Raw genomic sequence first — 14,751 nt, 5'->3', positions numbered from 1 at the left:
TTATTTTACGACAACTTTGTTACAAAGTAAGCGCCGTAACCCGCAATTTTGTACCTTAGAAAAACACCTCCGGTCCAGTCATCAATGCAAAAAAAATTGAGAAATCTTAAAATATTGTACGGTAATAAAACAACTTTTTGCACATGCGAAGAAGTATTCTAATTTTAGAAATTTCAACAAACTCTATAGTTTCCGCCGAGATTGATCAAAGTCAATTAAAAAGCAGAGGAACTCTCACGTTTCTGGTATTACCGACTATTTTTTTTGCATTGTGCAGCGCAATATGCGTTTTTTTCATGCCTGATTTCCGAATCTCGCATGGCTTTAACGTCAGAATCTTTGCGAAACCACCGAAACCTGCGTTCTCTGGAACAAAAAAACGGTCAAATCTGAACTGGATTTGACCGTTTTTTCAGCAATTTAAAATCGATTGAATGAGAATCACACAATCTAAAGGTATTTTTATTCCTCTATTTTAGCATTGCGGATTGTCTCAAGGAAATTGCGAACCTCTTCATCCAGCCCGACAATGGCAGTGCTCATATCCGAAATAGAGACTTGTAAATCTTTTGCTTGTTCACCTGTTCTCATCGCCCCTTCGCGCACCATCGAAATTGTTTGCGTTACCTCTGCCGCACCTGCTGCTGCTTGCTGTACGTTATGAGAAATTTCCTGCGTGGCAGCCCCTTGTTCTTCAACCGCAGACGCAATCGTTGCCGCAATTTCATTCACATTCAAAACCGTGGAAGATACCGTTTGAATAGCCGCAGCCGTCCCTCGGGTCTCGGTTTGAATAGAGGCAACCTGTTGCGAAATTTCATCCGTTGCAAGGGCTGTTTGGTTTGCAAGATTTTTCACTTCGGTTGCCACAACGGCGAACCCTTTACCGGCTTCTCCGGCCCGCGCCGCTTCAATCGTGGCATTCAGGGCAAGCAGATTGGTCTGGGCCGCAATATCTGTAATCAAATTCACAACTTCGCCAATTTTTTCAGCCGCCGTTGACAAGCGCAACACCATTTCATTGGCACGTTTTGACTCATCCACCGCTTCCTGTGTTGTTGAAGATGACAATTGCACCTGAGAGCTGATTTCATTGATAGAAGCGGAGAGCTCCTCGGCCGCAGAAGCCACGGCATGCGCATTGGAAGAGGACTCTTCCGCACTGGCTGCCACAAGAACGGCCTGCTCCATAGATTGATCAGATGTTGCCGACATTTCTTCTGAATCGTTTTTAATCCGCGTTGCCGCCGCATTGATCAACGCAATGGTCTTGCCTAATGTTTCCTCAAGGTTGGCTGCCATTTTCGCGCGTTCCTCGGCACGTTGCTGACTGGCTTCACGTAAGGCACGTTGCTGCGCGGCCTCCATCTCCTGCATTTTCTTGGCGTCATCGCGGAAAATTTCCAACGCCGTATTGATCTCGCCAATCTCGTCTTTGCGGCGCCGGCCTGTCACAGCAACTTCAAAATTACCGTTCTTCAACTCATTGATAATGCCAACCGAGTTCTGCAAGGGTTTACGAATGATGATCTGCCCCAAAAACAGCAAGGAAACACATAAGACAATCACCAGGACAACAGCAATTATGATCATGTTTAGCGCGATGCGATCGGCGCTCGCGGTCAACGTTTTCGTCGGAATATCCACCTCAACATACCACGGGGTCTTCACATCCATGATCGGAATGGGCAAAAACAAATGGTGGGCCGAACCGATTTCTTCGATCACAACATCTGTACCAGCCATTTTCTTCACAGCCGCAACCTGTTTGGCATCTTTATCATCCAGATCTTTACCCACTTTTTCCTTATCTGGATGCGCAACCCATTTCATCTTGTTTGAAATCACAGAGACACGGCCCGTGCCCATTGGCTGTAGCTTGGCAAACGCAGCGGCCATATCATTAACCGCCATATCCACGCCAACCACACCGATGGGTTTTCCCGCCTCGTCCAAAACCGGATAAACAAAAGACGGAAGAAGAATATCAACACCATCAATATTGTACATGACAGGGTCCACCACAAACGGCTGTCCTGTTTTTAACGGTACATTATAATAATCCCCCGTTGGGTCTGAGGGGTCCACATCCAGACTGGTCAGATAATAAGGCGTTACACCACCACCAAAATTATAAAAATAGGTAACATAGCGACCCGTCTTTACGTTATGCGGTTCTTTACCTTGATAATCCGCATCGCGCCCATCAAACGCATTTGGTTCGAACCCGGCCCAAGCCCCTGCTATTTCTGGATGCGTTTTCATCGTATCCTCTAAAATAGCATCATAGGCGGAACGATCATCAACCCCGGAGCGCCGCATCGCCATAAATGTTTTTTGCAATTCTTTCGCCACCAACATGGCGCTGTCCAATTGCAGTTTTACGTTCGCACTTTGCGTTCGCCCGATATCCGCCGCATCGGCCAAAGCAAGTTCCAATGTTGTTTTTGATGCCTGATTGGTTGCAATTGTAATCCCGACAATCAAACACAAAGACACGATTAAAGAAGAAAGAGCGGCCATTTTCCCGCCCAAGGACAAACGATCCCACATCACACTATATCCCCAGCTTTTAATTTTAATTATAAAATTATTAAATCATCGAAACGATTTAGCCACAAGTATAAAAGATTTAACCTTAAAGCGTTTCATAGTTATGACAGCATTTCCTCTTTTTTCCTTTCTTTCCTCTTTCCAGTCAGACGGCTTCATCGTATAAAAAGAATTCAGGGGTATTCGTCATAAAAATCATTTACGGACCGGAGCGTAAACACAAAGTGGCATCAAACCATATGCAGCACAGAAAGAAGCGTAAAAAAGCGCAGGGTGTACAGAATTCTGCCCTTATGCCTCTTTATGCCGCGTTGGATTTAGGCACCAATAACTGTCGGATGCTGATTGCACGGCGCACCCGCCAAGGATTTCGCGTTGTTGATTCTTTTTCACGTATCACCCGACTGGGTGAAGATGTGGCCCAAAGCGGTCGCCTGTCCGAAGACGCAATGGAACGCACCCTCAAGGCCTTGTTGGTCTGTGCCAAAAAAATTCAAAATCGCAATGTCACTTTTGTACGGTCCGTTGCGACAGAAGCCTGTCGCCGTGCAGAAAACACCCTTGATTTTCTCAATCGCGTTGCAGAAGAAACCGGACTGGATCTGGAAGCCATAAACCCGGAAGAAGAAGCAAACCTCGCCCTTGCCGGATGTGCTTCTCTCCTCAGCCTTGAAAAGCCCAAAGCTCTCGTCTTTGACATTGGCGGTGGCAGTACGGAAATCATGTGGATTGAACTGGACCGTCTGGGGGACCCGCAGGTGGTCGATGTGATCTCTCTGCCCATCGGGGTTGTGACAGTTTCCGAAGAATACGCCCACGCCGAAGAAGTCACACAGGAAAGCTATCAGGCCATTCAGGATCATGTCATAAAGGAACTGCGGGCCTTCAATGAACGCAACACGATCTCACATGATGTGGCAAATGGCATGGTCCAAATGCTGGGAACCTCAGGCACAGTCACCACGCTTGGGGCCATTCATCTGAAACTGCCCCGTTATTTGCGGTCCAAGGTTGATGGTATGAGCCTGCCGTTTGACGAAATCCATCGTGTATCTCAGAAGTTGGCCCTTATGAAATGCGATGAACGCGCGGCACACCCCTGTATTGGGACCAGTCGTGCCGATTTGGTCATTGCCGGGTGCGCCATATTGGAAGCCTTATGCAAACTTTGGCCCGTTGGGGAACTGACGATTGCAGACCGTGGCATTCGCGAAGGGATCTTGCTTAATCTTATGCGCGCACAAGAATAGGCGCAAAACCCCTTTATTTCTGTTATAAAGAAGATTATGTAAGAGACGCGAGCGGGCGATAATGCCCATCGACAACCCCTGACGACGTAAAGTGCCCCCATGTCCCAAAGCAAGAAGTGGAAAACCGTTCAAGCCAAACGCGATAAAACCGTGCGCGTCAAAACTGCACGCGGACGCAAGCTGTCTTCCACACGCTGGCTGCAACGCCAACTCAATGACCCTTACGTTCAAGAAGCCCACCGCAAAGGTTATCGTTCCCGCGCGGCCTTTAAGCTGATTGAGCTGGATGATCGCTTTGAATTTTTAAAACCCGGTCAAAAAGTCGTCGATCTGGGATGCGCGCCGGGTGGTTGGACACAAGTCGCCGCAGAACGTATTGATGCCGAAAAAAATCCGAACGGTCATGTCATCGGCATTGACTTGCAAGAAGTCGAAGAAATTCCCGGTGCAACCCTGCTGGTAGGTGACTTTATGGACAATGACGCCCCTGATCGGCTGAAAGAAGTCATCGGCGGGCCTGTCGATGTGGTCTTGAGCGATATGGCAGCCTCTGCCAGCGGACACCCGCAAACAGACCATATTCGCATCACGGCTCTGGTCGAGGCCGCAGCCTATTTCGCCGAAGAAGTCCTGAAACCGAACGGCTGGTTTGTAGCAAAAGTTTTGGCGGGCGGGGCCGATGCGGATTTGTTGAAACAGCTTAAACTGCAATTTCAAACGGTTCGCCACGCTAAACCGCCGGCAAGCCGCAAGGATTCATCAGAAACCTATTTGGTTGCCAGCGGTTTTCGCGGAAAGAACACCTTCAGCGACGCATCCTGATTATGGCCTAATTCCGGGCGAGATCGTCAACGCCTCGTGTAAAGGCCCCCAACCCCTGACTACGCAACGGAACAAAGGGTTTGGATTGTTGCGCGCAAATTCGTTTAATTTCACGTGTGGCTTCGTGGCTGACGCATGTAACCGGAAACATAACCGCATCGGCCTGTGCGACAATGGATTGCAAACGCGCCTGACCATCATGCAAACCGCCGTCATGGTGCAGGAATTGCCCGTTTTTCTTTTCCACATAGTCACGGAAGAACGCGGCTTGCTTGGTCTGCCCGCCGATATAGGCAATGCATCGACCACAAAGATCTTCCCCACCGGGGCAGCCTTGTTCTTTCATGCAGGCATTCTTTTCCAATGACAACAGTTCCTGTTCCAATTCAAGAATACGGGCATCCTTAAACGAGAGCGCCGCACGGGTTTCCTTATATTTCATTTCCATTTCCAGCATGCGGGCCTGACTTAAATCGGCACGATCCGTTTCCTGAAGGACCCGCGCCGTCAAGCAATCAATTCGTTTTTCAAGACGCGCGACAGAATGCCCTTCCTGTTCCGCCAATAACATCGCTTCAAGCTCGTCACTGCGGCTGGCCTTGGCTTGTGCGTCTGAAAGTTCCCGTTTTAAATTGCCGATAAGATGGTCGCGTTTGTCGATGGCTTTGCGATGGTTTCTGTTGAGATCCTGCATATCATTTTGCATGACCACAATTGTGGATTTTAAGTCTGCGATTTCACGATGATCTGCCCGATTACTGGCCCCTTCCAAATGCGACAACATATGCACTTCACCATAAACTTGCGCCAATAACTCATGGGAACTTGCCTGATGGGTCATCACGGCCCAAAATGGCCCGGGAATATAGCCACGTTCAAACGCATCCAACCAAAGTTCTTCAACCTCGTGTGAGGTTTTTGCTTTGGCAAATGTTTTGATCGTGCGGGCATACTTGCGTTCCAGAAACTTGTGCAAAACACGCCCGACCCCTTGGGAATAACGTGCATTGCCCACCATAAAGCCATGCAGTTTATAATCCGCACTTCGCCCATCGTAAGCCGGTGCCTTACATTTTTGCCCCAACTTGCGCAATTCGTCATGTGAAATACAGGTGCCAATCACCGAACAATGCCAATGAACATCCAATTCCCACAGTTTGCGCCGTTTGGGGATCATCTTTAGTTTGGTTTCGAGCATCAAATCGGGTTTATGCAAATCGCACATCGAAAACTCCATAACATCATCTGGAAATCTTGGCTGTCGAATTGTCCGGGCCTTACATTTTGGGGAGAAGAAGAAACCAAAACACAAGGCCCGGACGATCGTTTCACAGCATCCCGCGCTCGGGACACTTAAAACTTTATTAATAATCATTATCATTTGCAAGAACTATTTTCGATTTATTGAAAAAAAGTTTGCTGCGCTGCATGAATCTTGTGGAATGTTGGTAAGACCTGTGTATATATAACGCGCCAAATCCAGACACCCGATATCCATGGAGATGGCCGTGACTATTAAAGAAGCTTTGACCTTCGACGATGTATTGCTTATTCCCGCAGCATCAGACGTTTTGCCTGCAACAGCAAACACTTCCACATACCTGACAAAAGGCATCAAGCTGAACATTCCGCTTGTCTCTGCTGCAATGGATACGGTCACGGAAAGCAGCATGGCAATTGCGATGGCCCAGTTTGGCGGCATTGGTGTCATTCACAAAAATCTCGAGATTGCCGAGCAGGCTTCCGAAGTTCGCAAAGTTAAAAAATTCGAATCCGGTATGGTCGCCGACCCGCTCACCTTCCCGCCGGATGCAAAACTTGCCGAAGTCATGGCCAAAAAAGAAGAAGTCAAATTTTCAGGTTTCCCGGTTGTGGAACGCGGCACAGGCAAGCTGGTCGGTATTATTACCAACCGCGATATGCGTTTTGCCGAAAATCCAGATCAACCCATTTCAGAATTGATGACCAAGGAAAACCTCGTCACCGTCAAAGAGGGGGTCTCCGGTGAAGAAGCCAAACGCCTGCTCCATCAAAACCGGGTTGAAAAACTGTTGGTCGTTGATGATAAATATCGCTGCATCGGTCTGGTGACCGTACAGGATATTGATAAGGCAGCAACACATCCCCTCGCCTGTAAAGACGAACATGGCCGCCTGCGCGTGGCAGCCGCAACCGGCACAGGCGATAACGGTTGGGAACGTTCCGTTGCCCTGATCGATGCCGGTGTGGATGTTCTGGTTGTCGATACCGCCCACGGTCATTCCAAAGGGGTGATCGAACAGGTTGCCAAAATCAAAAAACATCATTCAAACGTTCAGGTGATCGGCGGCAACATTGCAACCGGTTCAGCGGCACAAGCCCTGATTGATGCGGGTGCAGATGCCGTCAAAGTCGGCATTGGCCCCGGTTCCATTTGTACAACCCGGATTGTTGCCGGTGTTGGTGTGCCACAATTAACCGCGATTATGAATGCGGTTGAAGTGGCTGCAAAACACGGCGTGCCGGTCATTGCAGATGGCGGGGTCAAACATTCCGGCGATATTGCCAAAGCCATTGCCGCCGGGGCAAGTTGCGTTATGGTCGGTTCTATGCTCGCCGGTACCCACGAAGCACCGGGTGAAGTCTTCCTTTATCAAGGGCGTTCATACAAATCCTATCGCGGCATGGGGTCTATGGGTGCAATGGCGCGTGGTTCTGCAGACCGTTATTTCCAGGCCGATGTTAAAGACGATATGAAATTTGTCCCCGAAGGGATCGAAGGCCGCGTCCCTTACAAAGGCGAAGCATCTGCCATTGTTCACCAGATGGTTGGTGGTTTGCGTTCCTCTATGGGTTATACCGGGAATGCAACCATTGACGATATGCGCACCAAATGTGAATTTAACCGCATTACAAACGCGGGTCTGCGCGAAAGCCACGTTCACGATGTCACCATCACACGTGAAGCACCGAACTACAGCGGTACAAAATAAGACTTAAGCGCATTCTAGTTGAAGACAGACTAAAAAGTTTGCGATATTCTGAACCCCTGCATTTGATGCGGGGGTTCTCTTCTTTCAGAACGGATAAGAATAAATGAAACCGGCAGCGCGCATCCAATCGTCCATTGAACTGGTCGATGAAATCCTAAAAGGCATAAAACCTGCCGACACTATCATTACCGATTATTTTAAAATCCGTCGTTATGCCGGTTCTAAAGACCGCCGCGCTGTGAACGATCAAATTTACAATATCCTGCGCAACCGCGCCAAGCTCGGCTGGCTCTCTCAAAAAACAGATTTGGACACAACCGCAGAAAATCTGGTTTTTATGGATTGTGTACTCAACGATATGGATGTGAACGACCTGTTCAACGGGGAACAATATGCCCCGGCCAAACTGACAAAAGAACAAGCCGAGGCCCTTCCTGTTCTCGCCCAACTCGACCTTGCAACAGCACCCGATTCTGTGCGTTTGGAATATCCTGACTGGATGGATGACGATTTACGGATTTCTTTGGGCGATGATTTCGAAAATTGCCTTCAGGCCCTCAATGCAGAAGCGCCGCTTGATCTGCGGATCAACAGCTTACATCCTGATTGTGATAAAGCTCAGGACTTACTGAACAAACAAAATATCGACACAACGACCACAGAATTTTCGCCCTTGTGTCTGCGTTCTGCCAAAAAAGTCAAACTGGGTGGTGTTCAGGCCTACAAGGACGGTATCGTTGATATTCAGGATGAAGGATCCCAACTTATCGCCTTATTGAGCGGGGCCAAAGGGTGTGATCTGGTCATGGATTTTTGTGCCGGCGCAGGGGGCAAGACATTGGCCTTGGGTGCAGAAATGGGCAATAAAGGCCATTTATATGCTTTGGACATCTCGTCTAAACGCCTTTATAAAATGCGTCGTCGGCTGGAACGTGCCGGGGTGACAAATGTCGTCCTGCATCCCATACAAAATGAAACCGACCCGTGGTTAAAACAATTTGAAAATCGTGTGGATCGTCTGCTGATTGACGCCCCTTGTTCCGGGGTTGGTGCATGGCGACGTTCACCGGAAAGCCGCTGGAAGATGACACCGGAATTACTGGACGATCTAGAAGGACGCCAACAGCGCATCTTGCAAAACGCGGCCCATTTGGTCAAACTTGGTGGGCGCATGATTTACGCCACCTGTTCTTTACTCAAACGAGAAAATGAAGATCAGATCGAACGTTTTCTCAATGAAAACAAAAACTTCAAACTCCTGCCCATTTCACAAGTCTGGGCGGAGACATTAACAACGCCCTGCCCGTTTGAGGGTGATTTCATGTCCATGCGCCCCGATCAACATCAAAGTGACGGATTTTTCTGCGCTGTGTTGGAGCGTCTGTAATGGAATTCCTCAGCTATGAAACCCTTGGCCTGCTTTTTTGCGTGGCCTTAATCGCAGGCTGGATTGATTCCATCGCGGGCGGTGGCGGGCTTATTGCCTTGCCGGCCTTGCTTGGGGCGGGCCTTTCCCCGGCGCAAGCCTTGGCCACCAACAAATTGCAAGGCAGCTTCGGCACCTTCGCCGCCACAATGAATTTTTATAAAAAGGGACACCTGAACCTTAAAGAAATCTGGCCGATGATCGTCATGACCTTCATCGGGGCCGCGTTGGGCACATTGGCGGTTCAAGCGATTGATGCGTCCTTGTTGATTGACGTCATTCCCTTTTTGCTTGTTGGAATGGGCTTTTATTTTTTACTTCAGCCACAAATCGGTACACAAGATCGCAAAGCACGGATCGGCGTTTGGGCCTATGGCTTGTTTTTCGGGTTTTCCATTGGCTTTTACGATGGTTTCTTTGGGCCCGGTACCGGGTCTTTCTTTGCCGTGGCTTTTATCACCATGATGGGGTTCAATATTTTAAAAGCCACTGCCCATACTAAGGTTTTAAACTTCACCAGCAATATTGCTTCCCTGCTCTTTTTCATTTTAGGCGGGCAAATGGTTTGGCTGGTCGGTCTGGTCATGGCGATGGGGCAGTTGGTCGGGGGCTACCTTGGGTCGCACATGTCCATGAAACATGGTGGCAAAATTATCCGCCCCTTGTTGGTCGTTATCAGCTTTGCCATGACGATCAAACTGATCTGGTCATCACCTGATCACATAATCCACCAATGGGTTGTGACTTTATTCAATCTGTAAAATCCGCTTCACTTCCTGTTTGGACGCTTCCAGTATCTCGTCACTCAGGCTTTCGTCTTCTATCGCACGCGCCAATGTGACCGCACCAACCATCAGGGACAAAGCCGTCAATCCATTCTGACGTGATGATTGCCCACCGGCCAGCCATCGTGAAAAACGATCCACCAGACAAGCCAAAACCTTGCGCGGTCTTGAACCAAAACGCGCCGCTTCTTGTGTCAGGGCTGTCAGCGGACACCCCTGATCCGGGTGATCCCGATGCGTTTTTGAAATATAAAAATCCACAATCATCTGTCGCATGGCTTTTTCGTCATTGATGCCTTCTTCTTTCAGTCGATTGATCGTTTCAATCGCCAACGTTTCGGACAGGGCTTCGACCAATAAATCGTCTTTCGATTTAAAATGGGCATAAAAACCGCCCCGTGTCAGTCCGGCTTCCGCCATGACATTGTCCACACTGGCCCCATCGTAGCCATCGCGTTTCCAAAGCTTACGTGCTGCCAAGACAATACGCTCGCGTGTTTTTTGCTTATGTCCTTGCGGATAGCCCATAACTCAACCTTTCCCTGCATAATGACTCGACTCTTTCCAAAATATGTTATACATCATATTTAAATATGACGCTTATCATATTTAAATCAACCAAACCGGAGAAAATAAAATGACGTCCCCCCAACTTTTTATAACCCCCGTTTACGCGATCATCCTGACAGTCATGTTGATCCTGTTAAGCGCCCGCGTCATCAAAGCGCGTTGGCGTCATCGTGTATCCTTTCACGATGGCGGGATTGACGAGTTGACCCGCACTATTCGATCACATGGAAACTTTATCGAGTATGTCCCTTTGTGCCTCCTTCTAATGGCATTGAGTGAGCTAAACCATGCGCTCGATTGGACACTCTATGTCGTTGGGACGATTCTGTTACTGGGACGCCTGCTTCATGCCCTTGGTGTGGGTAAAGCGATCTTCAAACTCCGGTTTTACGGTATGGTCCTGACGTTCGCCGCCTTAATCGGTACGATAATTGTGCTGATCACCACATTTTTTACCCTTTAACCTACAGACTGCCTATTGTGAGGTCGGGGCGCATGATGTATGTTGCGCCCTCCTTCAAGACCATAATCTGGTGGCCCCATGACCGATCGCATTCTTATTATCGACTTCGGATCTCAGGTAACACAGCTGATCGCGCGCCGCGTGCGTGAAAGCGGTGTCTATTCTGAAATTCACCCGTTCAATTCCATTACCGACAGCTTTCTGGACGACTATAACCCAAAGGGGATCATCCTCTCTGGTGGTCCGGCGTCCGTAACCTGGGCAGAATCCCCGCGCGCGCCTGAAAAAGTATTTGAAATGGGCATTCCTGTTTTGGGTATCTGTTATGGTCAACAAACCATGATGCAACAACTTGGCGGGTTGGTCGAAACATCCGATCACCACGAATTCGGACGGGCCTTTGTTGATATCAATAAAGACTGTGCCTTGTTTGATGGTGTCTGGTCTGTCGGTGCCAAAGAACAAGTCTGGATGAGCCACGGTGACCGTGTCACCAAACTGGCCCCGGGTTTTGAAGTTGTGGCAACGTCCGAAGGTGCACCTTTTGCCGCCGTTGCCAATGAAGAAAAGAAATTCTACGCCGTTCAATTCCACCCCGAAGTGGTCCACACACCGCACGGCGCGCAACTGATCCAGAACTTCACGCACAATGTTGCGGGATGTTCCGGTGACTGGACAATGGCAGCCTTTAAGGATCAAGCCATTGACGCCGTTCGCAAACAAGTTGGAAATGGCAAAGTCATTTGTGGCCTGTCCGGTGGTGTCGATAGCTCGGTTGTCGCCGTTCTCTTGCATGAAGCCATTGGCGAACAACTGACATGCGTTTTCGTTGACACCGGCTTTATGCGCATGGGCGAAGCCGAAGAAGTCGTGAATTTATTCCGCGATCATTACAACATCAAATTGATCCACAAGGATGCCTCCAAGCTGTTCTTCGATGCCCTTGGCGATGAAATCGATCCAGAGAAAAAACGCAAAACGATCGGTGGCCTGTTCATCGACGTGTTCGAAGAAGAGGCCAAAGCGGCAGGCGGCGCTGACTTCTTGGCCCAAGGGACTCTATATCCCGATGTGATCGAGTCCGTTTCCTTCACAGGCGGGCCGAGTGTCACCATCAAATCCCACCACAATGTCGGTGGTTTGCCGGAACGCATGAACATGGATCTGGTGGAACCATTACGCGAACTGTTCAAAGATGAAGTCCGTGAACTGGGTCGTGAATTGGGTCTGCCGGAAAAATTTGTCGGTCGCCACCCCTTCCCCGGCCCGGGTCTGGCTATCCGTATTCCGGGCCAACCCTTAACACCGGAAAAATGCGATATCCTGCGCAAAGCCGATGCCATCTATCTGGAAGAAATCCGCAATGCTGGCCTCTATGATGCCATCTGGCAGGCATTTGCCGTCTTGCTGCCGGTTCGCACCGTCGGTGTCATGGGCGATGCCCGGACATACGATTACGTCTGTGCGCTCCGCGCCGTAACCTCCACCGATGGCATGACCGCCGATTACTACCACTTTGACCACGAATTCTTGGGCCGTGTCACCAACCGCATTATCAACGAAGTGCGCGGTATTAACCGGGTCGTCTATGATTGCACCAGTAAACCACCGGGAACGATCGAGTGGGAATAATTCCCACCTTGGAAACGTAAGCATTACAAAGGCTTAGATTTTACACAGTCTTTTCATAGTCATTCAGGGTATGTTATTTTTCAATAGGTTAGAAATTTAGCTGACGGAAGAATTACATACTCTGGTGATTATCGCTCAACATAAGTGCTCCGCAACCAAGACGTTTGTCGATCAGCACCCCATTCTCGGCGGGGACGCTATCGTTTATCGCACCCGACAGAACGGTGACATCTACCAATTCCGCACATGGATACCGGCTGAGAAAAAATATTACCGTAAGACGTTAAAGACCCGTGATCTCGATACGGCGTTGGAACGCGGTAAACAGCTATTCTATGACATTCAGTTGCAGCTACGAACCGGACGTAAGCTGTTCGGCCTAAAAGTCGGCGAGCTTGTTGACGAGTTTTTAAAGTATCAGCAACAGCGTGTGACGACGGGTGTAATTACCCAAGGTCGCTATCACACAATCAAAACCCAATTGACCAAGCATCTCTATGAGTTCCTTGGAGATCGTAATCCTAAAATTGGTTCGAACCGGCAGATCAACGAAATTGATAAGTCGAAGTTCTACAATTTTGCACAGCATCGCCGATTAACGTCACCCGGCGTAAAAGACGTTACCATCAGGAATGAACAAACGACCCTGAATGCCCTGTTTAAATGGGGCTACCGTAATGGCTACGTTCATTTTGAGACGGTGGACTTTGAAGAAATACGGGTCCGTAACGCTGATCGACGTGACACGTTTACCTTTGAAGAATGGCGTTTAATTTACGATTATTTGGAAAATGATTGGATTGATCGAAACAACGACAATGATGCCAACATTCTCAAGAAAATCATCAGAGATTTTTGCATTATCAAAGTAAATACCTTCATGCGATTTGGGGAACTGCGGCAACTCAAATGGGAGAATATTCGGACATTCACACAAGATGAATACCCGGATGAAATCTTCGTTGAAATCAACATCCCTAGTGAAATCGCCAAAAATAGAAAATCCAGAACAGTCATGGCACGCGGAGGCCAGCACTTCACAAGATTGAAACAGGCTTCGAATTTCACCGGTAATAAAGACTTCATTTTCACGGATCGTCGCACGGGTAAAATTATTTCGAAGAAACAGTTCTACACGCTTTGGGATGAAATCCTGAACGGTGCAGGAATATCCCGTGAAGGCCGGAAGTTGTCATTTTATTCGCTACGGCACTTCGGCATCACCGCCAGACTATATGCTGGCGTATCCATGGAAGACCTGTCGCGACTGGCGGGGACTTCATATGCATTCATCGAAAACCACTATTCCCATGTGGACGGTAAACGCCTGATGAAGCAGATCATGAAGGACTTTACATTGGACAAAGACGGGTTCGTTCATCGTCCATAAACGTCTTTAAGATGAACCCGGATGATGTATCGGCATTGTCGCAGATCACGCTGGCTGAACTGATTACCCGCCAAGAAACGTCGCGTATGAATTATATCCTGAAACAGCCGATATCACAGTTGACGTTAGATCGTTTGACCTCAGGTGTATTTGCACGGTATCGAGATGATCGCCTAAAAAGGATCGTTAAAGTTTTGATCCGAGAATTCCTTATCATATTTCTTCACCATATCAGCCATAAGAAGGTTCGTCATCTCTCGGACTTTTGCATGAACCCTTGCATCATCATGTTGTTGGGCTTCATTGACGGACTTCATCATGCTTAGGAATACGGTTTCTTTAATACGATCAGAAAGGCGTATTCCTAGCAAGGTCGGAAATACATTTTGATATGACTTCCTCACTTCGGCTGCGGATGGGGCTAAGCTAATAAAGTTTAGGAGGAACTCTGGTCGCATAATGTATTGACACCCTTTTTTTGCAACTAGGTCTTTTGTATATTTCCGAACAGATGCCTCATGTGTTAGCCACCATGTGCGATAGCCATACTGATTTGTTACGCTCCGCTCGCCAAGTTTTTTCCGGCGACCATAAATATAGTGAATAATTAAAGCGTCGTTGTAGGCTAAGACCTCCTTGGATTTTGACTCCATCAATCGTTTCTTGAGAGTCTCGACTTGTTTGTCATCGGTTAATTCAGCGAGGTCTTCAAATTCTTCAAACTCTAAGCCTAGTTTAGTCATCAAATATGATCTGATTTGTTCTTTACCTAAGAAGTGGCCCCCATATGTTGGACAGTTTAGCAGCGAATTTAAGGTGGGATGCCTGAGTTAATATTTATGCTGCGATACCGTTCATCGGGGTTAACCCCGATGAACGGTAGTAAAC

12 protein-coding genes are annotated in these 14,751 nt (G+C 48.4%); 8 read left to right on the top strand and 4 right to left on the bottom strand.

Going from position 1 to position 14,751, the window contains the following annotated elements:
• Positions 1 to 462: 462 nt before the first annotated feature.
• Positions 463 to 2,553: a methyl-accepting chemotaxis protein gene (locus IEW74_RS06055; RefSeq protein ID WP_188662779.1), complete on the bottom strand. Its 2,091-nt coding sequence runs from the start codon at positions 2,551 to 2,553 to the stop codon at positions 463 to 465.
• Between the two features lie 239 nt (positions 2,554 to 2,792).
• On the opposite strand from IEW74_RS06055, the gene IEW74_RS06050 reads away from it, so the two are divergent.
• Positions 2,793 to 3,803: a Ppx/GppA phosphatase family protein gene (locus tag IEW74_RS06050; RefSeq protein WP_229734253.1), complete on the top strand. Its 1,011-nt coding sequence runs from the start codon at positions 2,793 to 2,795 to the stop codon at positions 3,801 to 3,803.
• 99 nt (positions 3,804 to 3,902) lie between these two features.
• A complete protein-coding gene (locus IEW74_RS06045; protein WP_188662777.1) occupies positions 3,903 to 4,625 on the top strand; it encodes an RlmE family RNA methyltransferase in 723 nt (240 codons plus the stop codon).
• 7 nt (positions 4,626 to 4,632) lie between these two features.
• Here the strand turns inward: IEW74_RS06045 and IEW74_RS06040 are convergent, their stop codons facing one another.
• The gene (locus IEW74_RS06040; RefSeq protein WP_188662775.1) at positions 4,633 to 5,850 is read right to left on the bottom strand and encodes a DUF2325 domain-containing protein; all 1,218 of its coding nucleotides are present in this window, start codon (positions 5,848 to 5,850) and stop codon (positions 4,633 to 4,635) included.
• A 283-nt stretch (positions 5,851 to 6,133) separates the two neighbouring features.
• Here IEW74_RS06040 and guaB point away from each other — a divergent pair, with 283 nt between their 5' ends.
• The 3 genes from guaB to IEW74_RS06025 all read left to right on the top strand — a co-directional run bounded on the left by guaB (position 6,134) and on the right by IEW74_RS06025 (position 9,784).
• The gene (guaB, locus tag IEW74_RS06035) at positions 6,134 to 7,597 is read left to right on the top strand and encodes an IMP dehydrogenase (RefSeq protein ID WP_308419084.1); all 1,464 of its coding nucleotides are present in this window, start codon (positions 6,134 to 6,136) and stop codon (positions 7,595 to 7,597) included.
• Positions 7,598 to 7,700: 103 nt separating this feature from the next.
• Complete coding sequence (locus tag IEW74_RS06030; RefSeq protein WP_188662771.1) at positions 7,701 to 8,984, top strand: RsmB/NOP family class I SAM-dependent RNA methyltransferase; 1,284 nt, start codon at positions 7,701 to 7,703, stop codon at positions 8,982 to 8,984.
• On the top strand, positions 8,984 to 9,784 hold the full coding sequence (locus tag IEW74_RS06025) for a TSUP family transporter (RefSeq protein ID WP_188662769.1): 801 nt from the start codon (positions 8,984 to 8,986) through the stop codon (positions 9,782 to 9,784). Before IEW74_RS06030 ends, IEW74_RS06025 begins: the two co-directional genes overlap by 1 nt.
• On the opposite strand, the gene IEW74_RS06020 is transcribed toward IEW74_RS06025, so the two are convergent.
• Positions 9,770 to 10,336: a TetR/AcrR family transcriptional regulator gene (locus tag IEW74_RS06020; RefSeq protein WP_188662766.1), complete on the bottom strand. Its 567-nt coding sequence runs from the start codon at positions 10,334 to 10,336 to the stop codon at positions 9,770 to 9,772. The genes IEW74_RS06025 and IEW74_RS06020 overlap by 15 nt on opposite strands.
• Before the next feature lie 109 nt (positions 10,337 to 10,445).
• Here IEW74_RS06020 and IEW74_RS06015 point away from each other — a divergent pair, with 109 nt between their 5' ends.
• The 3 genes from IEW74_RS06015 to IEW74_RS06005 all read left to right on the top strand — a co-directional run bounded on the left by IEW74_RS06015 (position 10,446) and on the right by IEW74_RS06005 (position 13,863).
• Positions 10,446 to 10,841, top strand: a complete 396-nt coding sequence (locus IEW74_RS06015) for an MAPEG family protein (RefSeq protein WP_188662765.1) — start codon at positions 10,446 to 10,448, stop codon at positions 10,839 to 10,841.
• A 78-nt stretch (positions 10,842 to 10,919) separates the two neighbouring features.
• Entirely contained in the window at positions 10,920 to 12,473 is a 1,554-nt protein-coding gene (gene guaA, locus IEW74_RS06010; protein WP_188662763.1) for a glutamine-hydrolyzing GMP synthase, read from the top strand.
• A 124-nt stretch (positions 12,474 to 12,597) separates the two neighbouring features.
• Positions 12,598 to 13,863 (top strand): tyrosine-type recombinase/integrase, encoded by a 1,266-nt coding sequence (locus tag IEW74_RS06005; protein ID WP_188662761.1) that lies wholly within the window; start codon positions 12,598 to 12,600, stop codon positions 13,861 to 13,863.
• 173 nt (positions 13,864 to 14,036) lie between these two features.
• Here the strand turns inward: IEW74_RS06005 and IEW74_RS06000 are convergent, their stop codons facing one another.
• Positions 14,037 to 14,606 (bottom strand): hypothetical protein, encoded by a 570-nt coding sequence (locus tag IEW74_RS06000; protein WP_188662759.1) that lies wholly within the window; start codon positions 14,604 to 14,606, stop codon positions 14,037 to 14,039.
• Positions 14,607 to 14,751: the final 145 nt, after the last annotated feature.

The organism is Terasakiella brassicae (assembly GCF_014641495.1).
Classification (GTDB): domain Bacteria; phylum Pseudomonadota; class Alphaproteobacteria; order Rhodospirillales; family Terasakiellaceae; genus Terasakiella; species Terasakiella brassicae.
The sequence above is the reverse complement of the archived record's forward strand: the minus strand, read 5'-3'. Positions and strand labels throughout refer to the sequence as shown.